Source organism: Acidovorax sp. K2F, from assembly GCF_025246485.1.
GTDB lineage: Bacteria > Pseudomonadota > Gammaproteobacteria > Burkholderiales > Burkholderiaceae_C > Acidovorax > Acidovorax delafieldii.
Genome location: NZ_JAOBSQ010000035.1, coordinates 1 through 25403, shown reverse-complemented (window position 1 = coordinate 25403; position 25403 = coordinate 1). Strand labels below are relative to the sequence as shown.

General features: G+C 63.2%; 21 protein-coding genes and 6 tRNA genes. 20 read left to right on the top strand and 7 right to left on the bottom strand.

Annotation, left to right across the window (positions count from 1 at the left end):
• Positions 1–23: 23 nt before the first annotated feature.
• The gene (gene murB / locus N4G42_RS12575; protein WP_260667389.1) at positions 24–1097 is read left to right on the top strand and encodes a UDP-N-acetylmuramate dehydrogenase; all 1074 of its coding nucleotides are present in this window, start codon (positions 24–26) and stop codon (positions 1095–1097) included.
• 220 nt (positions 1098–1317) lie between these two features.
• Here murB and argG read toward each other — a convergent pair whose 3' ends face one another.
• The 4 genes from argG to N4G42_RS12555 all read right to left on the bottom strand — a co-directional run bounded on the left by argG (position 1318) and on the right by N4G42_RS12555 (position 4403).
• Positions 1318–2655, bottom strand: a complete 1338-nt coding sequence (argG, locus tag N4G42_RS12570) for an argininosuccinate synthase (protein ID WP_056063739.1) — start codon at positions 2653–2655, stop codon at positions 1318–1320.
• Positions 2656–2740: 85 nt separating this feature from the next.
• Positions 2741–3058, bottom strand: coding sequence for a pyrimidine/purine nucleoside phosphorylase (locus N4G42_RS12565; protein ID WP_015014470.1), 318 nt, complete (start codon positions 3056–3058; stop codon positions 2741–2743).
• 163 nt (positions 3059–3221) lie between these two features.
• The gene (locus N4G42_RS12560) at positions 3222–3884 is read right to left on the bottom strand and encodes a glycine zipper 2TM domain-containing protein (RefSeq protein WP_056063736.1); all 663 of its coding nucleotides are present in this window, start codon (positions 3882–3884) and stop codon (positions 3222–3224) included.
• Positions 3885–4019: 135 nt separating this feature from the next.
• Positions 4020–4403: an arsenate reductase gene (locus N4G42_RS12555; RefSeq protein ID WP_260667388.1), complete on the bottom strand. Its 384-nt coding sequence runs from the start codon at positions 4401–4403 to the stop codon at positions 4020–4022.
• A gap of 61 nt (positions 4404–4464) precedes the next feature.
• Between N4G42_RS12555 and folC the strand changes: the two genes are divergently transcribed.
• The 12 genes from folC to N4G42_RS12495 all read left to right on the top strand — a co-directional run bounded on the left by folC (position 4465) and on the right by N4G42_RS12495 (position 14174).
• Positions 4465–5790 carry a bifunctional tetrahydrofolate synthase/dihydrofolate synthase gene (gene folC, locus N4G42_RS12550; RefSeq protein WP_260667387.1) on the top strand — a complete coding sequence of 442 codons (1326 nt, stop codon included), beginning with the start codon at positions 4465–4467 and terminating at the stop codon, positions 5788–5790.
• Between the two features lie 22 nt (positions 5791–5812).
• Entirely contained in the window at positions 5813–6655 is an 843-nt protein-coding gene (locus N4G42_RS12545; RefSeq protein ID WP_260667386.1) for an SPOR domain-containing protein, read from the top strand.
• Between the two features lie 25 nt (positions 6656–6680).
• A complete protein-coding gene (locus N4G42_RS12540) occupies positions 6681–7169 on the top strand; it encodes a CvpA family protein (protein WP_121942709.1) in 489 nt (162 codons plus the stop codon).
• A gap of 78 nt (positions 7170–7247) precedes the next feature.
• Positions 7248–8753 carry an amidophosphoribosyltransferase gene (gene purF, locus N4G42_RS12535; protein WP_056746391.1) on the top strand — a complete coding sequence of 502 codons (1506 nt, stop codon included), beginning with the start codon at positions 7248–7250 and terminating at the stop codon, positions 8751–8753.
• A 144-nt stretch (positions 8754–8897) separates the two neighbouring features.
• Positions 8898–10319, top strand: a complete 1422-nt coding sequence (gltX, locus tag N4G42_RS12530) for a glutamate--tRNA ligase (RefSeq protein WP_260667385.1) — start codon at positions 8898–8900, stop codon at positions 10317–10319.
• Between the two features lie 65 nt (positions 10320–10384).
• Positions 10385–10460: transfer RNA gene (locus N4G42_RS12525), tRNA-Ala, on the top strand.
• Positions 10461–10492: 32 nt separating this feature from the next.
• Positions 10493–10568 (top strand) — tRNA-Glu (locus tag N4G42_RS12520).
• Between the two features lie 53 nt (positions 10569–10621).
• Positions 10622–10698: transfer RNA gene (locus tag N4G42_RS12515), tRNA-Asp, on the top strand.
• Positions 10699–10762: 64 nt separating this feature from the next.
• A tRNA-Ala gene (locus N4G42_RS12510) sits at positions 10763–10838 on the top strand.
• Positions 10839–10875: 37 nt separating this feature from the next.
• Positions 10876–10951 (top strand) — tRNA-Glu (locus N4G42_RS12505).
• 53 nt (positions 10952–11004) lie between these two features.
• Positions 11005–11081: transfer RNA gene (locus tag N4G42_RS12500), tRNA-Asp, on the top strand.
• 210 nt (positions 11082–11291) lie between these two features.
• Positions 11292–14174 (top strand): EAL domain-containing protein, encoded by a 2883-nt coding sequence (locus N4G42_RS12495; protein WP_260667384.1) that lies wholly within the window; start codon positions 11292–11294, stop codon positions 14172–14174.
• 227 nt (positions 14175–14401) lie between these two features.
• Here N4G42_RS12495 and N4G42_RS12490 read toward each other — a convergent pair whose 3' ends face one another.
• The 3 genes from N4G42_RS12490 to N4G42_RS12480 form a co-directional block, all read right to left on the bottom strand.
• A complete protein-coding gene (locus N4G42_RS12490) occupies positions 14402–15160 on the bottom strand; it encodes a 3-hydroxyacyl-CoA dehydrogenase (RefSeq protein WP_260667383.1) in 759 nt (252 codons plus the stop codon).
• Between the two features lie 119 nt (positions 15161–15279).
• Positions 15280–16332, bottom strand: a complete 1053-nt coding sequence (locus N4G42_RS12485; protein ID WP_060986320.1) for an extracellular solute-binding protein — start codon at positions 16330–16332, stop codon at positions 15280–15282.
• Between the two features lie 382 nt (positions 16333–16714).
• Complete coding sequence (locus tag N4G42_RS12480; protein ID WP_056063715.1) at positions 16715–17263, bottom strand: phasin family protein; 549 nt, start codon at positions 17261–17263, stop codon at positions 16715–16717.
• 199 nt (positions 17264–17462) lie between these two features.
• Here N4G42_RS12480 and N4G42_RS12475 point away from each other — a divergent pair, with 199 nt between their 5' ends.
• From N4G42_RS12475 to N4G42_RS12445, 7 genes are all read left to right on the top strand, one after another.
• Positions 17463–18395, top strand: a complete 933-nt coding sequence (locus tag N4G42_RS12475; protein ID WP_260667382.1) for a histone deacetylase — start codon at positions 17463–17465, stop codon at positions 18393–18395.
• Positions 18392–18874 (top strand): acyl-CoA thioesterase, encoded by a 483-nt coding sequence (locus tag N4G42_RS12470; RefSeq protein WP_260667381.1) that lies wholly within the window; start codon positions 18392–18394, stop codon positions 18872–18874. Before N4G42_RS12475 ends, N4G42_RS12470 begins: the two co-directional genes overlap by 4 nt.
• Before the next feature lie 252 nt (positions 18875–19126).
• On the top strand, positions 19127–20347 hold the full coding sequence (gene pncB, locus N4G42_RS12465) for a nicotinate phosphoribosyltransferase (protein ID WP_056063706.1): 1221 nt from the start codon (positions 19127–19129) through the stop codon (positions 20345–20347).
• A 66-nt stretch (positions 20348–20413) separates the two neighbouring features.
• Positions 20414–21826 (top strand): sodium:proton antiporter, encoded by a 1413-nt coding sequence (locus tag N4G42_RS12460; protein WP_260667380.1) that lies wholly within the window; start codon positions 20414–20416, stop codon positions 21824–21826.
• Between the two features lie 17 nt (positions 21827–21843).
• Entirely contained in the window at positions 21844–22827 is a 984-nt protein-coding gene (locus tag N4G42_RS12455) for a 2-hydroxyacid dehydrogenase (RefSeq protein WP_260667379.1), read from the top strand.
• A 75-nt stretch (positions 22828–22902) separates the two neighbouring features.
• A complete protein-coding gene (gene rmuC, locus N4G42_RS12450; RefSeq protein ID WP_260667378.1) occupies positions 22903–24450 on the top strand; it encodes a DNA recombination protein RmuC in 1548 nt (515 codons plus the stop codon).
• Positions 24447–25403: MFS transporter (locus N4G42_RS12445; RefSeq protein WP_260667377.1), on the top strand; the 957-nt coding region annotated here is incomplete at its 3' end. The genes rmuC and N4G42_RS12445, both read left to right, overlap by 4 nt.

Below are 25403 nucleotides of genomic sequence, written 5' to 3'. Positions count from 1 at the left end.
GGCCGGGTGCGACAATCGGGCCAATGGTAGTCGAGAAAAACGCCCCTTTACAGCCCTGCAACACCTTCGGCATTGCCGCGCGCGCCCAAACCCTGGTGCGAGTGCATTCGGTGGACGATCTGCGGGCTGTGCTGGCAGCCCCCCAGCTCGCGCCCGCACCGAAATTTGTGCTGGGCGGCGGCAGCAACATCATCCTGACCGGTGACGTGAAGTCCGTCGTGCTCAAGATGGAAATCAAGGGCCTGCGCCTGGTGGATGAAACGCCCAAGGCCTGGATCGTGGAGGCGGGTGCTGGCGAAGTCTGGCACGACGCCGTGGCCTGGACGCTGGCGCACGGCTATCCCGGGTTGGAGAACCTGGCCCTGATCCCGGGCACGGTGGGGGCATCGCCCGTGCAGAACATTGGCGCGTATGGCGTGGAGCTGCAGGACCGTTTTGAGTCGCTCGACGCCATCGACCTGGCTACGGGCCAGTCGTTCAGCCTGGATGCTGCGCAATGCGGTTTTGGCTACCGTGATTCCGTTTTCAAGCATGCACCTTCCGAAGCGCAGGATGGCAGCGGGCTGCCGCGCGGCATGGGTCTGGCAGGCCGGGCGGTGATCACCCATGTGCGCTTTCGACTGCCCAAGCCCTGGAAGCCGGTACTGGGCTACCTGGACCTGGAGCGCCGCCGCGCCGAGGCGGGGGTGGAACACCCCAGTGCCCAGCAAATTTTTGACTGGGTCTGCGACATTCGCCGCGCGAAACTACCCGACCCTGCCGTGGTGGGCAACGCGGGCAGCTTCTTCAAGAACCCCACCGTGTCGCCCGACCAGTGCGCCGACATCATCGCCCGCGAGCCCAAGATCGTGCACTACCCCATGCCCGACGGCAGCATCAAGCTGGCGGCGGGCTGGCTGATCGATGCCTGCGGCTGGAAAGGCAAATCCATCGGCAAGGCCGGGGTGTACGAGAAGCAGGCCCTCGTGCTGGTCAACCGGGGGCAGGGCGCTGACAGCGTGACAGGGGGCGAGGTCATGACCCTGGCCAAGGCCATCCAGACGAGTGTGTACGAGCGCTTTGGCATCCGGCTGGAGCCCGAGCCGGTGGTGGTGTAGCGCGAAGTCTGAGGCGACCGCTGCGCCTCGAAAGAGCCGGTGTCGCGCCTGGTACGAGACCCCAATGAAAAAGCCACCCCAAGGGTGGCTTTTGCTCATCTATTGATAGCTGGAGAGGCAAATTGCACTAGCGCTACCAGCCATTTTTGCTCCCAATGAGCCGCCAAGCAGCTTCCGGTGGCAACCGGGGAGGCTTGGGGCCCATGGGGCGAGTGCTGCCTTACTTGCGGTCGTTGTCCAGCTGGGCCAGGGCGGCATTGCCTCCCAGGGACAACAGGCCCGCGCGCGAGTACACGCCCAGCTTGCCGCGCGTGTCCGAGATGTCCAGGTTGCGCATGGTCAGCTGGCCAATGCGGTCCAGCGGGCTGAACGGCGCGTCTTCCACCTTTTCCATCGACAGGCGCTCGGGGGCGTAGGTCAGGTTGGGCGACTCGGTATTCAGCAGCGAATAGTCGTTGCCACGGCGCAGTTCCAGCGTCACGGTGCCGGTCACGGCGCGGGCCACCCAGCGCTGGGCGGTTTCGCGCAGCATGATGGCCTGGGGGTCGAACCAGCGGCCCTGGTACAGCAGGCGGCCCAGCTTCAGGCCATTCATGCGGTACTGCTCGATGGTGTCTTCGTTGTGGATGCCAGTCACCAGGCGCTCGTAGGCGATGTGCAGCAGCGCCAGGCCGGGGGCTTCGTAGATGCCGCGGCTCTTGGCTTCGATGATGCGGTTTTCGATCTGGTCGCTCATGCCCAGGCCATGGCGGCCGCCGATGCGGTTGGCTTCAAGGATCAGCTCGACGGGGTCGTTGAACTCCTTGCCGTTCAGCGCCACGGGCTGGCCTTCATTAAAGGTCACGGACACTTCCTCGGCCTTCACTTCGACCTCGGGCTTCCAGAACGCCACACCCATGATGGGGTTGACGATGCGGATGCCGCTGGACAGGAACTCCAGGTCCTTGGCCTCGTGGGTGGCGCCCAGCATGTTGCTGTCGGTGCTGTAGGCCTTCTCGGCGCTCATCTTGTAGCCAAAGCCGGCCTGCGTCATGAACGCCGACATTTCGGCGCGGCCGCCCAGCTCGTCGATGAACAGTTGGTCCAGCCACGGCTTGTAGATCTTGAGCGAGGGGTTGGTCAGCAGGCCGTAGCGGTAGAAGCGCTCGATGTCGTTGCCCTTGAAGGTCGATCCGTCGCCCCAGATGTTGACGTCGTCCTCCTTCATCGCGGCCACCAGCATGGTGCCGGTCACGGCGCGACCCAGGGGGGTGGTGTTGAAGTAGGTCAGGCCGCCGGTGCTGATGTGGAAGGCGCCAGCCTGCAGGGCGGCAATGCCTTCGTGGGCCAGTTGCGTGCGGCAGTCCACCAGGCGGGCCTTCTCGGCGCCGTATTCCATGGCCTTGCGGGGGATGGCGTCGTAGTCGGGCTCGTCGGGCTGACCCAGGTTGGCGGTGTAGGCGTAGGGCACGGCGCCCTTGAGCTTCATCCAGTGCAGTGCGGCGCTGGTGTCCAGGCCGCCGGAGAAGGCGATGCCGACCTTTTGGCCGAGGGGGAGGTTCTGGAGGATGGTTGCCATGGAGTCTTCTTCAAAAATGATAGCTGCCAGCGCATTGTGGACTAGCGCTAGAGGCCAAAATCAATCAAATTTCAGCCCGAACATCTCAGCCGAAATGGCAGATGTAGTGGTAGGCCTCGGTCACGCGGATGTCGAACTTGGAATTGCCGGGCACGCTGAACTTCTCGCCTGCGGACGATTTCACCCATGCGTCGGTACCAGCCAGCTTGTATTCGCACGAGCCCGCCACGCATTCCATGATTTCAGGGGCGCCGGTGTTGAACGTGAGCGTTGCGGGCAGCACCACGCCCACCGACTTCTTCGTGCCGTCCGGGAAGGTGATGCCGTGGCTCACGCACTTGCCGTCAAAGTACACATTGGCCTGGGTGGTGACGGACACGCCGTCGATTTTTTCGGTGGTCATGGATGCGCGGGTAGGAATGGAGGAAACCCGCGATTTTAGGGCAGGGTGCTGACGCATTGGGCTGTGCGAACCAACGAAACCCATGCCCGCCGCCGCTTGCATCAAGAAAAAGAGCCCCGCAGGGCTCTTTGTTCACTGGCTTGTGAGGCTATGCTGCCAGCCTTCAACGCCAGTAAGGGTTGCGGTGGTGCGGGTAGTAGGGGCGGCCGCTGTCGTAGCCGTATTCAATCACCGTCACCGGGGGCGTCACATAGGTGGGGGGAGCCTGGTACACCGGCTGCACGGGGTAGGTGGAGGTCACCACACCCGGTTGGCTGTAAACACCCTGAGCCGCATACGGGTCGGGTTGTGTGGAATAGGTCTGGCCAGCGGGCTGCACGTTCACCGGGATCCAGCGGCCTGGGTCGTTCTGGGTGCGGGTGGTGTACTGGCGGCCTGCGTATTCATACACCACGTTGTAGCCTACGGTACGGTTTTCGTAGTACGTCTCGGTGGAGCAACGCTGCACGTTCTGGTATTGCGGCTGGCCGTTGCCCTCGATCTGGTTGCCTACTACGGCGCCACCCAGCACCCCGATGGCGGTGGCTGCTGCGCGACCGCTGCCCTTGCCGATGGTATTGCCCACAGCGCCCCCGGCAATCGCGCCAATCACAGCGCCGGCGCCCGTCGTGCGGTTGCCGTTGTAGACGGTCTCGTTGCCACACACCTGCTGCGGAACGCCGACCTGCTGAATGATGGGCGTGGCAGACAGCACACGGCCTTGTTCCTGAGCGCTGGCCACGACGGCGACGGCTGCCAGGGCAGAAAAAATGACGATCTTTTTCATGGAGAAACTCCTTTCGGGTCGGTACATAACGCACCAGACTGCAGAAAAGTTTAGGCCCGCAAGGTCAATTCGGGGCCCGGACGCCGTAAATCTGCGTAAAGATTTGTGCGATTTTCCCGCGTTCCCCGTCCCAAGTCAGCCCTTGGATGCGCCATTCAGCCCGCCAGGCCACTGCTCCGGCACAAATCCGACGGTCACATGCAGGCCTTGGGCGTCCTGCCACTGCACCACGGGGCGCTTGATCACACTGGTTTGTTGCTGCATCAGCGCACTGGCGCTCGCGTCGTCCTGCACCGATGCCTGTGTGGCTGCGTCCAGCTTGCGCCAGGTGGTCCCTTGACGATTTACCAGCTTCTGCCAGCCCACAGCCTTCAGCCAGCCAGGGAGCAGCTCGGTGGGAACGCCTTGCTTTTTGAAGTCATGAAACTGGACTTCCAGCCCTTGTTCTGCAAACCAGGCGCGGGATTTTTTGACGGTATCGCAGTTGGGGATGCCGTAGACGGTGATGGCGGTATTCATGCCGCGCATCATCCTCGAAATCGCGGGGGTGAATGCTGGCTCGGCGACAATCCCTGGCTGTATGCAAACCAAACCCCACACCCTGGAAGGCTGGCTGCGCCATTGCGAGCAGCTGCACCCCCGCAACATTGATATGGGCCTGGATCGGGTCGCCGAAGTCGCCCGCCGCATGGCGCTGCGGTTCGAGTGCCCGGTGATCACGGTGGCGGGCACCAACGGAAAAGGATCGACCTGCGCCATGCTCGAAGCGGTGGCGCTGCAGGCGGGTTATCGCACCGGCGTGTACACCTCACCGCATTTGGTGCACTTTGAGGAGCGCTGTCGTGTGCATGGCGAAATCGTGTCGGCGGCGGACCTGGTACCCCATTTCGAGGCGGTGGAGAGCGCCAGAACTCAGAACGGAAACGAGGTGTCTCTCACGTACTTTGAGTTCACCACCCTGGCCATCCTGCGCTTGATGAGCCATGCGTTGCTGGATGTGGCAATTCTCGAAGTCGGCCTCGGAGGGCGTCTGGATGCCACGAACGCGATCGACACCGACTGCGCCATCATCACCAGCATCGATATCGACCACACAGAATTTCTGGGTCCGGACCGCGAGAGCATTGGCCGCGAAAAGGCGGGCATCATGCGCACGGGGCGCCCAGCCATCGTGAGCGACCCCATGGCCCCGCAGAGCGTTGTGGATCACGCGCGGGAGATCGGCGCCGATTTGTGGAGTTTTGGGCGCGATTTCAATTTCTCGGGCGACAAGCAGCAGTGGAGCTGGGCTGGCCGGGGGCGGCGCTATGCCGGGCTGGCCTACCCGTCGTTGCGGGGGGCCAACCAGCTGGTGAACGCCTCGGGCGTGCTCGCCGCTTTTGAGGCATTGCGTGATCGGCTGCCGGTGACCGCCCAGGCCGTGCGCAACGGCATGGCCATGGTGGAGTTGCCGGGACGTTTTCAGATTGTGCCGGGGCAACCGACCCTGGTGCTGGATGTGGCGCACAACCCGCACTCCGTGGCGGCGCTCACGGCCAACCTGGATGCGATGGGGTTCTTCCCCGTCACCCACGCGGTGTTTGGCGCCATGGCGGACAAGGACCTGGCGCCCATGCTGGCCAAGGTCGGGCCTCTGGTGGACCGTTGGTATTTCACCGATCTGCCCACTCCGCGCGCTGAGTCGGCCGCCGTGTTGCAGCAGAAGTGGAATGCCGTGCATATGGTGGCGGGCGGTCGTCGGGACGTTGCATCCAGCTTGCATGCCGACCCACTGCAGGCCCTGCAGGCGGCGGTGGCCGCCGCAGACCCCGCTGATAGAATCGTGGTCTTTGGCTCGTTCTATACGGTGGGTGGGGTGTTGATCAATGGAACACCCCGCTTGCACGCCAAACATATGGGCGCCTGAGCGCCTCACGAGTCCTTAGTCCATGGCATTTTTCAAGTTCCGGTGGCCCGGTCAGGGTGAGCAGCAACAGGCCGAAAAGCCGTCCAAGCGCCCGCGCACACCACAGGCTGAGAGCATCGAAGTGATGCGCCGCCGCGCCCGGCACCGTTTGATTGGCGCTGCAGTGCTGGTGCTGGTGGGGGTCATCGGGTTTCCGTTGCTGTTTGATACCCAGCCACGGCCTATCCCTGTGGACATTCCCATCGAGATCCCAGACCGCAACAAGGTGGCTCCCCTGGTGGTGCCTGCGCCAGTGGCTGAACCTATCGCCGCCAAGCCTGCTGCACCCTCCACCCCAGAGCCAGCCCCGACGGCTGCTGCGCAGCGGCCTGCGCCTTCGCGCACTGCCGCAGCCAATGGCTTGGCGGACGGTGAAGAACTGGTGCCTAGCGCTCGTACAGCAGCAGCCAAACCTGCGCCAGCCTCAGCGGTTGCCCCCCCAAAGCCCGAGGTGAAACACGAGGCCAAGCCGCCTGCTGCTCCCGCACCTTCTCCCGTCCCTGAGCCCAAGCCTGCACGTGCAGACGATTCGGCACGTGCCCGCGCCCTGTTGGAAGGCCGCAGCACCGAGGCGCCAGCCGCCGCCAGTGCCGAGGAAGCGCGCTTCATCGTGCAGGTGGGGGCGTTTGCTGATGCCGAAAAGGCCCGCGAAGCACGCACGAAGGTGGAACGGGCGGGTCTCAAGACCTATACGCAGGTGGTGGACACCAAGGACGGAAAGCGCACCCGGGTGCGTGTGGGTCCGTTCACCAACCGGGCAGAGGCAGACAAGGCGGCGGCGCGCATCAAGTCGCTGGACCTGTCGGCGTCGGTGCTGACCCTGTAAACATTGATCAGGCTGCCGCTTGTCCATGGCTGCGTTGGATTGGGTGTTTGTGGCCGTGTTGCTGGCCTCCATGCTGATAGGTGCGTGGCGCGGACTGGTGTTTGAAGTGCTGTCGGTGTTGGGTTGGGTGGCGTCTTTTTTTGTGGCGCAATGGTTTGCGGCCGATGCAGCGGCCTTGTTGCCCATGGGTGGTTCGGGCGAGTCGCTGCGGTATGCAGCCGGTTTTGTCGTGGTGTTTGTGGCTTCGGTTTTTGCCTGTGGTTTTCTGGCATGGCTGGCCAAGAAGCTGGTGGAAGCTGTAGGGCTGCGCCCGGCGGACCGCACCCTCGGTGCCGTCTTTGGTGTGTTGCGCGGCCTCGTTTTGTTGCTTGCTGTGGCCGTGGTGGCTGGCATCACCCCCGTGCACGAGGCACAGTGGTGGCAGGAGTCGCGGGGCGCGCCGGTCTTGGCCGAAGTGCTCAAGGGGTTGAAACCGGCGCTGCCGGACGAATTTGGAAGGCATCTGCCTTCGTGAGATCGAAGCGGCAGCGGCCAGAAGCTGCTGCCGTTGGATGACCGCGGGGCTGTTCCCGCAAACGGATGGAATACAACTATGTGTGGAATCGTCGGCGTCGTCAGTCCTGCGCCCGTCAATCAGCTGATCTATGACGCTTTGCTGCTTTTGCAGCATCGTGGTCAGGATGCTGCTGGCATCGTGACCCAGCAGGGCCGCAAATTCTTCATGCACAAGGCCAAGGGCATGGTGCGCGACGTTTTTCGCACGCGCAACATGCGCGCTCTGCCGGGCAATGTGGGGCTGGGTCAGGTGCGTTACCCCACCGCCGGCAACGCCTACAGCGAAGAAGAGGCGCAACCGTTTTACGTCAATGCCCCGTTCGGCATCGTGTTGGTGCACAACGGTAATCTGACGAACGCCCGCGAACTGCGCACCGAGCTGTTCCAGACGGACCACCGCCACACCAACACGGAAAGTGATTCGGAAGTCCTTCTGAACGTGTTTGCGCACGAACTCGAACGCGCCACGCGGGGCGTGCCTCTGCAGCCCGAGGACGTTTTCACTGCCGTGCGTGCGGTGCACAAGCGCATCAAGGGTTCCTATGCTGTGATCGCGCTGATCGCAGGCCACGGTCTGCTGGCCTTCCGCGACCCGCACGGCATCCGCCCGCTGGCCATGGGCCGCAGCCAGGACGGCACCGTGATGGTGGGCAGTGAGTCGGTGGCGCTGGAGGGCACCTCCCATGTGTTCGAGCGCAACATCAATCCGGGCGAAGCGATTTTCATCACGCTGGACGGACAGGTTCACGCCAGCCAGTGCGCAGAGAATCCGCAGCTCAACCCTTGCATCTTCGAGTTTGTGTACCTTGCGCGGCCCGATTCGGTGCTTGACGGCATCTCGGTCTACCAGGCGCGTCTGAACCTGGGTGAAGCCTTGGCCAAGCGTGTGGTGTCCACCGTGCCGCCCAACGAGATCGATGTGATCATCCCCATCCCCGAGTCCAGTCGCCCCAGCGCTACCCAGTTGGCTCATCTGCTCGGCGTCCCGTACCGGGAAGGTTTCGTCAAAAACCGTTACGTGGGTCGCACCTTCATCATGCCCGGGCAGGGCGTGCGCAAAAAGTCGGTGCGCCAGAAGCTCAATGTGATTGGCAGCGAATTCAAAGGCCGCAACGTGTTGCTGGTGGATGACTCTATTGTGCGTGGCACGACCAGCCGCGAGATCGTGCAGATGGCGCGTGACGCGGGTGCCCGCAAGGTGTACCTCGCCAGCGCGGCGCCGCCCGTGCGCTACCCCAACGTGTATGGCATCGACATGCCTACCAGCAGCGAACTGGTGGCCCACGGTCGGACGGTCGAAGAGATTCGCCAGGCCATCGGCTGCGACGCTCTCATCTATCAGGATGTAGATGGCATGAAGAGGGCGGTGGGTGCGCTCAACAGTGCGATTGTCGGGTTCGATGCGTCGTGTTTTGACGGCGTGTACGTGACGGGTGACATCACTGCGGAAGGGATTGCCAGCCTGAATGAGGGGCGTGTAGGTGCAGAGGAGGGCGAGGAAGATACCTCGCGCCTTGCTTTGCCCAATGCGCAGGAAGCGTAGCCAAGGGCTTGCGCAGCCACCGCAGACCATCGCACGCGATGCTGTGCCCCCGGTTGTGCGCGTGATGCCCTAGCCGGGTCGGGCTGCGCCCGACGGATTGATCCTAGTTTGAACTGGCCCCATGGAGGGCCAGCATTGATTGTTATGACTGAAACCACTGCCACCAGCACGGGCCGCATACGCACCCGTTTTGCACCGTCTCCCACCGGCTTCATCCACCTGGGCAATATCCGCTCGGCGCTGTATCCCTGGGCGTTTGCCCGTGCCACGGGGGGGGATTTCATTTTGCGCATCGAAGACACCGACCTGGAGCGCTCCAGCCAGGCGGCGGTGGACGTCATCATCGAGGGCATGGCCTGGTTGGGTCTGAACCACGACGAAGGCCCGTTCTATCAGATGCAGCGCATGGATCGCTACAAGGCGGTCCTGGCAGAGTTGCAGGCCGCCGGTCACGTGTATCCCTGCTACATGAGCGTGGCTGAGCTGGATGCCCTGCGCGAGCGGCAGATGGCTGCCAAGGAGAAGCCTCGCTACGACGGCACATGGCGTCCTGAAGTTGGCAAGACCTTGCCAGCCGTTCCTGAAGGCGTGCAGCCGGTGCTGCGTTTCAAGAACCCACAGGGCGGCGTTGTGGCCTGGGACGACAAGGTCAAGGGCCGCATTGAGATCAGCAATGATGAGCTGGATGACCTGGTCATCGCACGGCCCGATGGCACGCCCACCTACAACTTCTGCGTGGTGGTGGACGATATCGACATGGCGATCACGCACGTGATCCGAGGCGATGACCATGTGAACAACACGCCGCGTCAGATCAACATCTTCCGCGCCCTGGGCAAGGAACCTCCGGTCTATGCCCACCTGCCCACCGTGCTGAACGAGCAGGGCGAGAAGATGAGCAAGCGCAACGGCGCCAAGCCCGTGACGCAATACCGCGATGAAGGCTATCTACCCGATGCCATGGTGAACTATCTGGCGCGTCTGGGCTGGAGTCACGGCGACGATGAGATCTTCAGCCGCGAGCAGTTTCTGCAGTGGTTCAACCTCGACCATCTGGGCCGAAGCGCTGCGCAGTTTGACGAAGCCAAGCTGCGCTGGGTGAATGCCCAGCACCTGAAAGCCATGGCTGATGACGCTTTGGCCGCGCTGGTTGCTCCGCAATTGCAGGCGCGTGGTGTTTCTGCTGAGGCGCTGGCCGATGGGCGTCTGCCCCGGATCTGTGCGCTGTTCAAAGACCGGTGCGACACCACCGTCGTGCTTGCCAACTGGGCGCAGGTGTTCTATGGCGACGTGACTCCGGTGGATGCAGAGCGCGCTCAGCATGTCACCGACGCCATTGCGCCCGCTTTGGACGCACTGGCTGATGCACTGTCTGCCTGCGAGTGGGACAAGGCATCCATCAGCGCGGCGTTCAAGCAGGTGCTGACGGCTCAGGGTCTGAAGATGCCCCAGCTGGCGATGCCTGCGCGTGTCCTGACGGTCGGAACCGCCCACACGCCATCGGTCGATGCTGTGCTGGAACTGGTCGGACGTGAAAAAGTTATAGCGCGTTTGCGAAACCGCTAAAAATCTGTCTATAATTCAAGGCTCAGGTGATGACAACAAATACAAAGTGTTTGAAGTCATTCAGTGGGGGTATAGCTCAGCTGGGAGAGCGCTTGCATGGCATGCAAGAGGTCATCGGTTCGATCCCGTTTACCTCCACCACGTCGCTTGATAACGGTTAGTTCCAAGGTTTTGACCCTATCGTCTAGAGGCCTAGGACATCACCCTTTCACGGTGAGTACCGGGGTTCGAATCCCCGTAGGGTCGCCAAGTTTGTAGCACTTGGCTTGTGTTGATAAATACAAGCGAAAAGCTGCCTGCCAGGAGTGGTAGTTCAGTTGGTTAGAATACCGGCCTGTCACGCCGGGGGTCGCGGGTTCGAGTCCCGTCCACTCCGCCAGTCATATGCCTTTGCAGCTCTTTTGGGTGCACTGGTTTTTCTTTGGCGTAAGTCGAAGAAGTTTGGGGGTATAGCTCAGCTGGGAGAGCGCTTGCATGGCATGCAAGAGGTCATCGGTTCGATCCCGTTTACCTCCACCAAATTTGTAAGTGGTAGTTCGGTTAGTTCCAAGGTTTTGACCCCATCGTCTAGAGGCCTAGGACATCACCCTTTCACGGTGAGTACCGGGGTTCGAATCCCCGTGGGGTCGCCAAGTTTGTAGCACTTGGCTTGTGTTGATAAATACAAGCGAAAAGCTGCCTGCCAGGAGTGGTAGTTCAGTTGGTTAGAATACCGGCCTGTCACGCCGGGGGTCGCGGGTTCGAGTCCCGTCCACTCCGCCAGATATCAACCGCTGCAGTCGCAAGGCTGCAGCGGTTTTTTTATGCCTTGTTCTAATGCGCCCTGCGCTGGCAGGCTGTGCAAGCAGCGTGAGGCGGGGACCGCTACTGGGATTCGACCTGTTACAAGTGGTGGGGCCTGTGCAAGAATCGTCGGTACCCGGCCACGCCGCCATACCGCTCAGGCGGGCCTCACAGATCCATCCAGCGCCCATGAACCTTATTCGGCTGCAGATCCACCCACAGCACCTGGCCAGCTTCAAAGCCGTGGCGCCGGTGCTTTCCCTGTTAACCGGTGGGGTGATCGCAGCGTGGGTCTATTTTTCTGTGGTCAGCCCACAGCGGGTGGGGCATTACCTCACGTTGCACCAAGTGCTGGAGACGCTGTCTATTGCAGTGTCTGCCCTGGTGTTTGCGGTGGGATGGAAGGCGCACAGTCTCAATCCGCAGCGCAACGTGCTCATCCTGGCCTGCGGCTTCCTGGGCGTGGCGATCCTGGATTTTTCGCACATGCTGTCATTTGCCGGCATGCCCGACTACATCACGCCCAACTCGGTAGCCAAAGGCATCAATTTCTGGTTGCCCGCCAGATACCTGGGGGCGCTGACGCTCCTGGCTGCGGTGACGCTGCACTGGCGCGTGCCTGGCGATGCGGCCGCACCCGGCCCTGGCAGATTTGTTGTGCTGATGCTGGTATTGGCTGCAGTGGCCGCCATTCATGCTGTTGTGTTCTGGTTTCCTCAGTGGTACCCGCAGACCTATGACGCCCAGGGGCTCACGCCGTTCAAGATCGCCTCCGAGTACGGCGTGGTGGCCTTGTATGCAGCATCGCTGGGCGTGCTGCTGCACTGGGCGCGGGAGCGTGCCGCCTTTGATGTGGCCAGACTCTTCGCGGCCGTGTGGGTGATGGCACTGAGCGAGTTCTTTTTCACGTTCTACATCATCGCTACCGATCCATTCAATCTGCTGGGCCACATATACAAGGTGGTGGGGTACTACTACCTCTACCGGGCCATCTTTGTGGGCACCATTGAGGCGCCGTATCGGGTGCTCAAGCAGTCCGACAAAGCCATGCGCGCTGTGCTGGATGCAGTGCCCGACCTGATGTTCGAGGTGACCCGCGATGGCCACTACGTGCAGATCCATACGCGCCAGCCCGAGCTGTTGCTGATGCCAGCCAGCGAGGTGGTGGGCCGCTCTATCCACGACATCTTGCCCCCAGCGGCCGCAGCGGTAGCGCAGGCTGCAATCGATACGGCGGCTGACCAGGGCCTGGCCCGTGACTTCCAGTACGCGCTGGACTTGCCTGATGGCAAGCACTGGTTTGAGCTGTCTGTGGCGCGCAAGGTGATGGACGATGAAGCGGACGATCACTTTGTGGTGCTGTCGCGTGACATCACGCAGCGCGTTCAGACGCTCGATACTTTGCGCAAGCTGCGCCATGCCGTGGAGCAGGCGCCCAATTCCATCTTCATTGCGGGCGCTGATGGCAACATCGAATACGTGAACCCTGCGTTCACCGCCACGACGGGCTACAGCCCCGAGGAGGCGATAGGCCGCAACCCGCGCCTGCTCAGCGCAGGGGCCACGCCAGCCAGCGTGTATGCCGACCTGTGGGCGCATTTGACGTCAGGCCGTCCGTGGCGCGGCGAGTTCGTGAACCGGCGCAAGGGCGGAGGCGAGTACAACGAGTCCGCCATCATCTCGCCACTGCACGACGAGCAGGGTCGCATCACCCACTACCTGGCCGTGCAAGAGGACGTGACGGAACGTCGGCGTGACGAGGAGCGCATCCGCAAGCTGATCAACTTCGATGCGCTGACGGGCCTGCCCAACCGCACGATGTTCGCGTCCCGGTTCAGCCAGGCCCTTGCACTGACGCAACGCAGCGGCCATCAACTCGCGCTGCTGTACCTGGACCTGGATCACTTCAAGAATGTGAACGACTCGCTCGGTCACCAGGTAGGGGACGGCTTGCTCATCGAGATCGCACACCGGTTGCAGTCGGTGGTGCGCGATGAAGACACGGTGTCGCGGCAAGGCGGGGACGAGTTCGTGATCGTGCTGCCGCTCACCGATGCGCAGCAGGCAGCCCATGTGGCCGATGAGCTGCAGGCGCAGGTGCGCCGTATCTGCAAGCTGGAGCACCACGAGCTGGTGGTGACTTCTTCCATCGGTATTGCGATGTACCCCGAGGATGGGAGTGACTTCGAGACCCTGGCGCAGCGCGCCGACGCGGCCATGTTCCGTGCCAAAGAGTCCGGGCGTGACACCTACCGGTTCTTCTCGGCGGACATGCAGGCCCGGTCGCTCAGGGTGCTGCAAATCGAGAACGCCCTGCGGAGTGCTTTGGTGCTGGGCCAGCTGACACTGCATTACCAGCCACAAATCCGGCTGAAGGATCGGCGACTGGTGGGCGTGGAGGCCTTGCTGCGCTGGACGCACCCCGAGCTGGGCGCTGTCAGTCCGGCGGAATTCATCCCGGTAGCAGAGAGCAGCGGCCAGATTTTGGGCATCGGCGAATGGGTGCTGCGCACTGCGCTGGCCCAGGCCCGGCAGTGGCGTGATGCAGGCCATACCGAGTTGGTGGTGGCGGTGAACCTGTCGATGGTCCAGTTTCGCCACCCGGGTCTGGTGGACATGGTGGGACGGGCGCTGGCCGACAGCGACGTGCCACCGCAGATGCTGGAGCTGGAGCTGACCGAAAGCATCGCCATGGATGCTCCGGAGCAGGTGATTGCCATCGTGCGGCAGCTGTATGACCTGGGCGTGCAACTGTCCATCGACGACTTTGGCACCGGGTATTCGTCGTTCAGTTACATCCAGCGGCTCAAGGTGCACAAGCTCAAGATCGACCAGTCGTTTGTGCGCCATCTGGGTGAAGACCCCAGTGCGCCCCACATCGTGCGCGCCATCATCGGCCTGGCGCAAAGCCTGGGTCTGGAGACCATCGCCGAAGGTGTGGAGACGGTTGCGCAGCGCGATGTGCTTTTGGGACTGGGCTGCGACACGGGGCAGGGCTACCACTTCAGCCGCCCCGTGCCCGCCGCCGACTTGCAGGGGCTTCTCACCCAGGGCCACGCGGTATTGGGTTGAGAGGGCCGGAGGTCGAGACGAGAGTCACCGCCCAAAGAAAACCGCCGCGTTGTGAGCGCGGCGGTGTGGGTATCAGCAAAGGGTTTGGCTCGCGGCAGTCCCGTGGCCTGTGCAGGCTCCTGGTGGACTGTTTTGGTACCAAACCGGCGCCATGCGCCAGAGGAATATGCCTGAGATGCTATCGAAAGAGTAGCGTTCAGGTATGCCTCTTTGACTTCTGCCCCAGCTCAGCGTGGAGCCAGGCGAATGGCGCCGTCCAGACGGATCACCTCGCCATTGAGCATGTCGTTCTCAAGGATGTGGCGCACCAGCTTGGCGTAGTCCTGCGGGGTGCCCAGCCGGCTGGGGAAGGGCACGCCAGCGGCCAGCGCGTCCTGCACTTCTTGCGGCATGCCAAACAGCATGGGGGTGCCGAAGATGCCGGGCGCAATGGTCATGTTGCGGATGCCGTTGCGTGCCAGGTCACGGGCAATCGGCAGGGTCATGCCCACCACACCGCCCTTGGAGGCTGCATAAGCGGCCTGGCCGATCTGGCCGTCATAGGCAGCCACGCTGGCCGTGGAGATCAGCACGCCACGTTCGCCGGTGGACTCTGGCTCGTTCTTGCTCATGGCCTCAGCGGCCAGGCGGATCATGTTGAAGCTGCCGATCAGGTTGACCGTGATGGTCTTGCTGAACAGGGCCAGCGCATGCGCGCCGTTCTTGCCCACGGTCTTCTCGGCAGGGGCGATGCCGGCGCAGTTCACCAGGCCCACCAGTTTGCCCAGCGACACGGCCTTGGCCACCACGGCCTGGCCGTCGGTCTCGTTGCTCACATCGCACTTCACGAACGCGCCGCCGATTTCCTTGGCTACGGCCTCGCCTTTTTCGGCCTGCATGTCGGCAATGACCACGGTGCCGCCCTGGGCGGCCAGCATGCGTGCCGTGCCTTCGCCCAGGCCCGATGCGCCGCCGGTGACGATGAATACCTTGCCTTGGATGTCCATGGTTGTCTCCAGTAAGTGACGTTAACGTAAACGTCAATTATGGCGCATCTCCCTGCCGTGCTGAACGCGAAAAAAAGCCCGGACCAGGCCGGGCTTGTGGTGGGTGAGGGCAGGGCAGGTTACTGGAAGCCCACGCGGTCCAGCATCTGCTGCACCTTGGTGGTGTTTGCACCCACCGCGCTGATCGGGATGGTCTCGCTCTTGAAAGGCTTGCCACCGGTCATGGCCTTGAGTGCCGGGTTGTCCAGCGCCACGCCCTTGGCTGCAGGCCACTCGTTGTTGCCATTCGCAAAGTAGTTCTGTGCCTCGGGGCTGGCCAGGTATTCGAGGAACTTGATGGCGTTGGCCTGGTTCTTGGAGTGCTTGGCCACTGCGCCGCCAGCGATGTTCAGGTGCGTGCCCCAGGATTCCTGGTTGGGGAACACCACGCCCACCTTGTTGACCACGGCTACGTCTTCGGGCTTGTTGGACCGCATCATGCGCGCCAGGTAGTAGGTGTTGGTCACGGCGATATCGCACTCGCCGGCGGCCACGGCCTTGATCTGGTCGGTGTCGCCGCCCTTGGGCGGGCGGGCCAGGTTGGCCACCATGCCCTTGAGCCAGGCTTCGGCCTTTTGTTCGCCCATGTGTTCCGTCACCGCGCCGAACAGGCTCAGGTTGTAGGGGTGCGAGCCGGAGCGGATGCACAGCTTGCCCTTGTTTTTGGGGTCACCCAGTTCTTCGTAGGTGTCCACATCGGACTTTTGCATCTTGACCTTGTTGTAGACGATCACGCGCGCACGGGTGGACAGGCCAAACCACGAGATACCGCCGTCCGCTGCCGGCTGGCTGCGCAGGTTGGCGGGGATGGCATCGTTCAGCACCTTGGACTGGATGGGCTGGAACAGGCCGTCCACCTCGCCCTTGTAGAGGCGGGCAGCGTCCACCAGCAGGATCACGTCAGCGGGAGAAGCAGCGCCTTCTGCCTTCAGCCGGGCCAGGATGCCGGCATCGTCAGCATCCACACGGTTGATCTTGATGCCCGTGGCCTTGGTGAAGCCGGTGTACAGGGCCTCGTCGGTGGAGTAGTGGCGGGCCGAGTAGAGGTTGACCACTTGTTCCTGGGCATGCACGGCACCTGCAGCGGCGGCCAGCGCACAAGCGCCCAACAAGGCTTTCACAGTCTTCGACATGGGTTGCGTCTTTCGGGGTTGAAACTGTGTCAATGATAAAGCAAACGCGAATTATTCTTGATCAATGTCTTGCGCAAAGGCCGGATTTCGGGTCCGGGTTTGAGGTGGCGCAAGGGCCGCATGCCGTGGATGCCAGACCACCGTAAAAAGATCGGTTCGCCGCGCGGGCCCGTTCCCACGCTTGCGGCCTGTGGGTGGTCAGGCCAAAAAAAAGCCCGGTCGTAAAACCGGGCTTTAAAAGGATCCTTGAAACGGGGATTTCGAGAGGATCCAAGGAGACAACTGAGGCGCTGTAGACAAGGTCAGCAGCGCATGGGTTGAATTATCAGGGTATTCCCTGAACACGGCCTAGAGGTTGCACTCCAGACCGCAGGTAGGGCGATTAACGCTTGCGGGGAGCGGCCGTCTTGGCAGCGTTGGCAGCGGTGTTGGCCACGGCGTTGAAGTTGGCTTCAGCCACATCAGACGCTTGCTTCACAGCCTTTTGTACCGACTCGAACGCGTTGTTGGCGGCAGACACGGCGCTCTTCATCACGGCCACAGCGGTTTCGGAACCGGCGGGGGCGTTCTTGGCGGCGCTGTCCACCAGGTTGGTGAAAGCCTTCTGTGCGTCGGTGGCCTGGGCTTCGAAAGCCTTGCCGAACTCAGCGCCCGTGCCCGATGCGATGTCGTACAGGTGGCGGCTGTAAGCGGCGGTCTTTTCAGCCAGGGGCTGGAACAGGCCAGCTTGCAGGGCCAGCAGTTCTTGTGCGTCCTTCACGCCCAGCACGGCTTGCGTGTGGTTGGCGGCTTCGGACAGGGCAGCGCGCGAAGCGGTCACGTTCAGTTCGACCAGCTTTTCCACGCCTTCGAAAGCCTTGGTGGTCAAGCCAAACAGGGTTTCGATGTTGGCCTTGTGGGATGCCAGGATTTGTTCTGCGGTCAGCGACATGTCATATCTCCTAAAAATGAGGGCCCAGGGGGCCGGGTGGTTCACAGACATCTGCGCTGACCTTGACCTGTTGGATCATGTTGCAGTGCAGCATGGGTTGAATTTTAGGGACTTGCAGCGCTATTGCAAGGGCTTTTTGCTGCGCTGCAGCAAATTAGACACGATCACCCAGAAATCCCCGGCTTGCCACAATTGCGTCATGCACGCCTACTACGCCGACCACTTCGTCTTGCCTTTGCCGGATGGTCACCGCTTCCCCATGGTCAAGTACCGCATGCTGCGCGACCGGATCGCCCGGCACCTGCCTGACGTGCTGTTGAAAGAAGCCCTGCCAGCATCGGATGAGGCACTGGTGCGGGTGCACAGCCCGCAGTACATCGACGCCATCGCCCAGGGCACGCTGGCGCCCGCCGCACTGCGGGAGATCGGGTTTCCCTGGAGTCCTGCCATGGCAGAGCGCGCTCGCCGCTCGGTGGGCGCTACTCTGGCGGCCACCCGCGCCGCTTGGCGCGAGGGTGTGGCTGGCAACCTGGCTGGTGGCACCCACCACTCGTATGCCGACAAGGGCAGTGGCTTTTGTGTGTTCAACGACGTGGCGGTGGCTGCCCGGCAGGCACAAGCCGATCACCTGAACGATGGATCGGGCTGGCCGCTGCAGGTGGCGGTAATCGACCTGGATGTGCACCAGGGCAATGGCACGGCCCATATCTTCCGGGGCGACGACAGCGTGTTCACCCTGTCGCTGCATGGTGCACGCAACTTTCCTTTTCGCAAGGAGCCGAGTGACCTGGACGTGGAACTGCCAGACGGATGCGCTGACGACGACTACCTGCACGCCCTGGACCAGGCCCTGGAGGCTCTGGACCATCGCTGCAAACCGGACCTGGTGTTTTATCTCGCGGGGGCCGAGCCCCACGTGGGCGACCGCCTGGGTCGTCTCGCCGTCACCCACGACGGGCTGGAGGCACGCGACCGGCGGGTATTTGACTGGGCCTGGCAGCGGCGCATTCCTACGGTGTTCGTGATGGCGGGCGGCTACGGCAACGACCTGGAGGACACACTGCAGGCGCAGCTCACCACCTGGCGCGTGGCCTGGCAGTACCACCAGCGCTGGCAGAATGTGCGGCCATGACCTCTGCCGCCAGCCCCTCTCCCGTCGCTTCTTCCGCACCGGTCCGCCCGGCTCCGCAGCCGCGCAGCGCCTACCCCGTGTTCCGTCCCATCACCACGCGCTGGGCCGACAACGATGTGTATGGCCATGTGAACAACGTTGTGTACTACAGCTGGTTTGACACCGCCGTGAATGCCCACCTGATCGACCAGGGCGTGCTCGACATCCACGCGGGGGAAACCATCGGCCTCGTGATCGAGACCCAATGCAATTACTTTGCGCCACTGGCGTTCCCGCAGACAGTGGAGGCTGGCATCCGCGTCGCGCGGCTGGGGGGCTCCAGTGTGCGTTACGAGGTGGGCCTGTTTGCGCAGGGCGAGCCGCTGACGGCGGCGGCGGGGCACTTCATCCATGTGTACGTGGACCGCGAAACCCGCCGCCCGGTGGCCGTGCCAGATGCATTGCGCAATGTGCTGCAGGCGCTGGTCATGCCTGGCTAATGGGTCGTTGATTGGCGGCTGATCGGCGGCCGCATGCCGTTGCCACTGATTTGATAGCACCAAGCGCTGGCGCAATTTGCACCTGGGCCCTGAACAGCCTGAATTTCCGGCAGCGGCTGAACCCTGGCTGACGCCGCCCGCAGTGCCGCGCACCGGGCGCCGTGATGGCCTACACTTTGCGGCTTTATCGTCCGGTCTGCGGCCGGAGCATCGCGTGCCCAGCGTGCGCGGTTTCTGAGGCGTGCCCTGTCCATGATCATCACCAGCCTGCTCGACACCGACCTGTACAAGTTCACCATGATGCAGGTGGTGCTGCATCAGTTTCCCGGGGCGCAGGTCGAGTACAAGTTCAAGTGCCGCAACCCCGGCGTGCAGCTGGCACCGTTTGCCAACGAGATCCGCGACGAAATCCGTTCGTTGTGCAGCCTGCAGTTTCAGGATGCCGAGCTGGCCTACCTGCGATCGCTGCGATTCATCAAGAGCGACTTCGTGGACTTTCTGGGCCTGTTCAAGCTCAACGAAAAGTACATCACCGTGGTGCCCCAGCACAACGGCGAAATCGACATCACCATCCGCGGGCCCTGGCTGCACACGATCCTGTTCGAGATCCCGGTGTTGGCCATCATCAACGAGGTGTACTTTCGCAACACGCAGAAGGTGCCCGACTTTCCGGAAGGCCGCCGCCGTCTCGACGCCAAGATTGCGCTGCTGCAGGGCGAGGGCCTGTCCGACCTCAAGATTGCCGACTACGGCACGCGCCGCCGCTTCAGCCGCGCCTGGCACGAGGAAGTGCTGCGCGTGCTGGTGGCACGCCTCGGTACCGGGGACCGCCGCCCAGGTGCGCCCGCCGGCCCCGGGCAGTTCGCAGGCACCAGCAACGTGCTGTACGCGATGAAGCTGGGCGTGACCCCCCTGGGCACCATGGCGCACGAATATCTGCAGGCCTGCCAGGCGCTGGGCCCGCGGCTGCGCGATAGCCAGGTGTTTGGCTTCGAGATGTGGGCCAAGGAATACCGGGGTGACCTGGGCATTGCGCTGTCGGACGTGTACGGCATGAGCGCCTTCCTGCGCGACTTCGACCTGTACTTCTGCAAGCTGTTCGATGGCGCCCGCCATGACAGCGGCGACCCGTTTGCCTGGGGTGAACGCTTGCTGGACCACTACCGCAAGAACCGCGTGGACCCGCTGACCAAGACGCTGATCTTCAGCGATGCGCTCACCATCCCGCGCACCATCGAGCTGTACCAGCAGTTCCGGGGTCGCTGCCAGCTCGCGTTTGGTATCGGCACCAACCTGACCAATGACCTCGGCAGCCCGCCTGCCCATGAGCCCTTGCAGGTCGTCATCAAGATGACGCGCTGCAATGACCAGCCTGTGGCCAAGCTGTCGGACACGCCGGGTAAGGGCATGTGTGATGACGAGAAGTACCTGGCCTACCTGCGCCAGGTGTTTGATATCCCTTCGCCGGTGTGACCGTGCCCCGCAGGTGCCATGGCCCTGCGTCCCCTGATTTTTAGCAATGAGACGGAGACAAGAACCATGAAATTTTCGCGCGGGCTGGCAGTGGCCGGCCTACTGGCGGCGTTGCCGGGACTGGCACTGGCGGCCGATATTGATGGCAGTGCGTTGTCAGTGCTGTGGGGCGTGCCCTTTGCCGGCATTCTGCTGTCGATTGCCTTGATGCCGCTGTTGGCGCCCATCTTCTGGCACCACCACTTTGGTAAGGTCGCAGCCGGTTGGGCGCTGGCTTTTCTGGTGCCGTTTGCGCTGGTGTTTGGCCCGGGCGCGGCGGGCGCGAGTTTTGTGCATTCGCTGGTGGCCGAATACGTTCCGTTCGTCATCCTGCTCACCGCGCTGTTCACCGTGGCGGGGGGCATCTACATCAGGGGCAACCTGCATGGCAGCCCGGCGCTCAACACGGCCATCCTCGCCATTGGCGCGGTGCTCGCCAGCGTCATGGGCACCACCGGAGCGTCGATGCTGCTCATCCGCCCGTTGATCCGCGCCAATGACAACCGCAAGCACACGGCGCATGTGGTGGTGTTTTTCATCTTCATCGTGTCCAACGCCGGGGGCTCGCTCACACCCTTGGGTGACCCGCCGCTGTTCCTGGGCTTCCTGAAGGGGGTGGACTTCTTCTGGACGGTAAGCCACATCTTCCCCGAGACCCTCTTTCTGGTGGGCTCGCTGCTGGCCATCTTCTTCGTGATGGATTCCTGGTACTACCACCGGCGCGAAGAGGAGCTCAGGGCCGACCCCACGCCCGACACCAAAGCCATCGGCTTTGACGGCAAGGCCAACTTTGCGCTGCTGGGTGTGGTGGTGGCGCTGGTGCTGCTGAGTGGCCTTTGGAAGTCGCAGGTGGCGTTCACCATCGCCGGGGCCGAGGTGGGGCTGCCCGGCATCGTGCGGGACGTGGGCCTGATCATCGTGGCGCTGGTGTCCCTGCGCATCACGCCCAAGCAGGTGCATGAAGACAACCAGTTCAGCTGGGGCCCCATGCAGGAAGTGGCCAAGCTGTTTGCGGGCATCTTCCTCACCATCATCCCGGTGATCGCGATGCTCAAGGCGGGCGTCAATGGCCCCTTTGGTGCCGTGGTGTCCGCCGTCACGCGGCCGGACGGCACACCCGACCCGGCCATGTACTTCTGGGCGTCCGGGCTGCTCAGCTCCTTCCTTGACAACGCACCGACCTACCTGGTCTTCTTCAACACCGCCGGGGGCGACCCGGCCGTGCTGATGACCACCCTGGCCCCCACGCTGGCCGCCATCTCAGCGGGCTCGGTGTTCATGGGTGCCAACAGCTACATCGGCAACGCGCCCAACATGATGGTCAAGGCCATTGCCGAAGACCGCGGCGTGAAGATGCCAAGCTTCTTCGGCTACATGCTGTGGTCGGGGGGCATTCTGGTGCCGCTCTTTATCGTCATGACTTTCATCTGGTTCCGTTGACAAGAGTTTTGAGCGCTATGAGCAAACCCCGCATCCTGGTCGCCCGCGCGATCTTTCCTGACATCGTGGACCGCCTGCGCGAGCACTTTGACGTGGAGGCCAACCCCGACGACGTGATCTGGACCCCGCAAGAGTTGGCTGCGCGCCTGGCCGACAAGGACGGGGTGCTGACCACCGGCAGCCAGCGCATCGATGCCACACTGCTGGCCGCTGCGCCGCGCCTCAAGGTCTGCGCCAACATGGCCGTGGGCTATAACAACTTTGACGTGGATGCCATGACCGCCGCGGGTGTGTTGGGCACCAACACGCCCGATGTGCTGACCGAGACCACCGCCGACTTCGGCTTTGCATTGCTGATGGCCACGGCCCGCCGCATGACCGAGAGCGAGCATTACCTGCGTGCCGGGAAGTGGACCAAGTGGAGCTACGACATGTTCGCGGGCAGCGACATCCACGGCAGCACGCTGGGCATCATCGGCATGGGCCGCATCGGGCAGGGCATTGCCAAGCGCGGCGCGCACGGCTTTGGCATGAAGGTGGTCTACCACAACCGTTCGCGCCTGTCGGCCGAGCTGGAGGCCGAATGCAAGGCCACCTACGTGGGCAAGGACGAGTTGCTGCGCACCGCAGACCATGTGGTGCTGGTGGTGCCCTACACGCCCGCGTCGCACCACACCATCGGCGCGGCCGAGCTGGCGTTGATGAAGCCCACGGCGACGCTCGTCAACATTGCGCGTGGCGGCATCGTGGACGACGCTGCGCTGGCTGTGGCCCTGCGCGAGCGTCGCATTGCGGCGGCGGGGCTGGATGTGTTTGAGGGTGAACCCAGCGTGCACCCCGACCTGCTGACAGTGCCCAACGTGGTGCTCACGCCGCACATTGCCAGCGCCACGGTGCCTACCCGGCGCGCCATGGCCAACCTGGCGGCGGATAACCTGATTGCCTTCTTTGACGGGCGGGGGCCGCTCACGCCGGTGAATCAGCCCTCCACCCTGCGCTGATGCGGGATTTTGGGCCCATTCGACCGGATGCGCTAGTCAATCATGCGCTGATAGCTATCAAAAACATAGTAAACCTTGGCCACTGACACACTTGTTCTCTTGGCGGCGCTGGCACTGGCGCTGGTCCTTCTCGTGGTGCTCTTGTTGCGCCGTCCCCGCGTGGACCTGCCGCCCGAGTGGCTGGCACGCCTGCAGTCGCTGGAGCAAACCACACAGGCGACGCAGATTGCGGTGGCCAAGAATGATGGCGCGCTGGACGGTATGGGGCAGCAGCTGCGCGGCTTTACCCAGACCACGCAGTCCACGCTGGAGACACTGCGCCATGCCGTGGACGAACGCTTGGCCCAGGCCGTGGCCGAATCCCGCAACGGCCGCGCCGAGCTGTTGGCTGCCTTTGGCGTATTCGAGGCGCGGCTGGAGCAGCGCCTCACGGCCCTGGATGCGGCCACACGCCTCACGCTCGATTCGCTCAAGAGCGACACCCAGTCGCAGCTGGGAGTGATGTCGCAAGCGCTCAAGGACCAGCTCGAAGCCAACGGCTTTCAGATCAAGAACCAGTTTGCGGTGCTGCAAGACGCCGTGTCACAGCAGCTCACCGGGCTGGTGCAGGGCAGCCAGCACAACGCCGAGCAGCTGCGCACCGCGCTCAACGAGCGCCTGGCCGCCATTCAGGCCGACAACGCCACCAAGCTCGAAGAAATGCGCCGCACGGTGGACGAAAAGCTGCATGCCACGCTGGAGCAGCGCCTTGGCGAATCGTTCAAGCTGGTGAGCGACCGGCTCGAACAAGTGCACAAGGGCCTGGGCGAAATGCAGACCCTGGCGGGCAGCGTGGGCGACTTGAAGCGCGTGATGACCAACGTGAAGTCGCGCGGCACCTGGGGCGAAATGCAGCTGGGCGCCATCATCGATAACGTGCTCACGCCCGACCAGTTCGCGCGCAACGTCAAGACCGTGCCGGGCAGCGATGAGCTGGTGGAGTTTGCGATCCGCCTGCCCGGCAAGAGCGACGAGCATCCGGTGTGGCTGCCCATCGACTCCAAGTACCCCGTGGAGCAGTACCAGCGCCTGCTGGACGCGCAGGACGCGGCGGACAAGGCAGCCATTCAGTCGGCAGGCAATGCGTTCGAGACGTCGATCAAGCTGGAGGCCAAGAAAATCTTTGCCAAGTATGTGTCGCCCCCACACACCACCGACTTCGCCGTGCTCTACCTGCCCACCGAGGGCCTGTTTGCCGAGGTGATGCGCCGCCCCGGCCTGGTCGAAGCGGTGCAGAACGAGTGCCGCGTGATGATCACCGGCCCGGCCAACCTGGCCGCCATGCTCAACAGCCTGCAAATGGGCTTCAAGACACTGGCGATCGAAAAGCGCTCGTCCGAGGTGTGGAGCCTCTTGGGCATGGTCAAGACCGAGTTCGCCAAGTTTGGCGACGTGGTCGAGGCCACCAAAAAGTCCATTGACGCCGCCGCCAAGAAGTTTGACGAGGTGGGTGTGCGCACCCGCGCCATCCAGCGCAAGCTGCGGGATGTGCAGGACCTGCCTGCGCCCGACACAGCCGTGCCGCTGGCAGGGGCCAGTCCATCGGCATTGCCTGGTTTGGATTCCGAGGACGACCTGCCGTGAACTGGGCCCTGGCGCGCCTGATTGCGGGGCAGATCTGCGTGCACGCCTGCATGGCAGGCATGCGACTGGCGGCGCCACTGCTGGCGCTGCGCGAGGGCCACAGTGCAGCAGCCGTGGGGGTGTTGCTGGCATTGTTCGCACTCACGCAGGTTTTTCTGGCCTTGCCCGCAGGGCGCTATGCGGACCGGCACGGCTTGAAGCGCCCCGTGGGCTACGCTGTGGCCCTTGCATCGGCAGGGGCTGCGCTGGCGCTGGTGTTCCCCGTCTTTCCGGTGTTGTGTGTGGCTGCGTTGATGACCGGTGGCGCCACCGGGGCCGCCACCATTGCACTGCAGCGCCATGTGGGGCGCGCTGCGCACGACGCCACGCAGCTCAAGCAGGTGTTCAGCTGGCTGGCCATCGGGCCTGCGGTGTCCAACTTCATCGGGCCTTTCTGCGCGGGGCTCATGATCGACAACGCGGGCAGTGCTGCGGGCAGTACCGAGGGCTATCGCGCCGCCTTTGCCCTGATGGCGGTGTTGCCCCTGCTCACCTGGTTCTGGGTGCGAGACACGGTAGAGCTACCGCCCGTGATTGCCGCCGCGGGCGGCCCCCCGCAGCGCGCGTGGGACCTGATGAACGAACCTCCGTTTCGCCGCTTGCTGCTGGTCAACTGGATCTTGTCCTCGTGCTGGGACGTGCACACCTTCGTGGTCCCGCTGCTGGGGCACGAGCGGGGCCTGTCTGCGTCCGTCATTGGCTCCATCCTGGGGGCGTTTGCGATTGCCGCTGCCGTCATCCGCGTGCTCATGCCCATCGTGGCAGAGCGCCTGCGCGAACGGGTGGTGGTGGCGGGCGCCATGGTCGCTACGGCTGTGCTGTTTGGCGTCTACCCGCTGCTGCACAGCGCGCTGGCGATGGGCGCGTGTTCGGTGCTGCTCGGGTTTGCACTGGGCTCGGTGCAGCCCATGGTG

Bases quoted from the DNA above. Each gene is read 5' to 3' on its own strand.
- N4G42_RS12480 (WP_056063715.1), bottom strand. From the start codon at position 17,263: ATGTCGCTGACCGCAGAACAAATCCTGGCATCCCACAAGGCCAACATC.
- N4G42_RS12495 (WP_260667384.1), top strand. From the start codon at position 11,292: ATGAACCTTATTCGGCTGCAGATCCACCCACAGCACCTGGCCAGCTTC.
- N4G42_RS12490 (WP_260667383.1), bottom strand. From the start codon at position 15,160: ATGGACATCCAAGGCAAGGTATTCATCGTCACCGGCGGCGCATCGGGC.
- purF (WP_056746391.1), top strand. From the start codon at position 7,248: ATGTGTGGAATCGTCGGCGTCGTCAGTCCTGCGCCCGTCAATCAGCTG.
- N4G42_RS12560 (WP_056063736.1), bottom strand. From the start codon at position 3,884: ATGAAAAAGATCGTCATTTTTTCTGCCCTGGCAGCCGTCGCCGTCGTG.
- argG (WP_056063739.1), bottom strand. From the start codon at position 2,655: ATGGCAACCATCCTCCAGAACCTCCCCCTCGGCCAAAAGGTCGGCATC.
- gltX (WP_260667385.1), top strand. From the start codon at position 8,898: ATGACTGAAACCACTGCCACCAGCACGGGCCGCATACGCACCCGTTTT.
- pncB (WP_056063706.1), top strand. From the start codon at position 19,127: ATGATCATCACCAGCCTGCTCGACACCGACCTGTACAAGTTCACCATG.
- N4G42_RS12555 (WP_260667388.1), bottom strand. From the start codon at position 4,403: ATGAATACCGCCATCACCGTCTACGGCATCCCCAACTGCGATACCGTC.
- N4G42_RS12460 (WP_260667380.1), top strand. From the start codon at position 20,414: ATGAAATTTTCGCGCGGGCTGGCAGTGGCCGGCCTACTGGCGGCGTTG.
- N4G42_RS12470 (WP_260667381.1), top strand. From the start codon at position 18,392: ATGACCTCTGCCGCCAGCCCCTCTCCCGTCGCTTCTTCCGCACCGGTC.
- N4G42_RS12540 (WP_121942709.1), top strand. From the start codon at position 6,681: ATGGCTGCGTTGGATTGGGTGTTTGTGGCCGTGTTGCTGGCCTCCATG.
- N4G42_RS12545 (WP_260667386.1), top strand. From the start codon at position 5,813: ATGGCATTTTTCAAGTTCCGGTGGCCCGGTCAGGGTGAGCAGCAACAG.
- N4G42_RS12565 (WP_015014470.1), bottom strand. From the start codon at position 3,058: ATGACCACCGAAAAAATCGACGGCGTGTCCGTCACCACCCAGGCCAAT.
- N4G42_RS12475 (WP_260667382.1), top strand. From the start codon at position 17,463: ATGCACGCCTACTACGCCGACCACTTCGTCTTGCCTTTGCCGGATGGT.
- N4G42_RS12455 (WP_260667379.1), top strand. From the start codon at position 21,844: ATGAGCAAACCCCGCATCCTGGTCGCCCGCGCGATCTTTCCTGACATC.
- murB (WP_260667389.1), top strand. From the start codon at position 24: ATGGTAGTCGAGAAAAACGCCCCTTTACAGCCCTGCAACACCTTCGGC.
- folC (WP_260667387.1), top strand. From the start codon at position 4,465: ATGCAAACCAAACCCCACACCCTGGAAGGCTGGCTGCGCCATTGCGAG.
- N4G42_RS12485 (WP_060986320.1), bottom strand. From the start codon at position 16,332: ATGTCGAAGACTGTGAAAGCCTTGTTGGGCGCTTGTGCGCTGGCCGCC.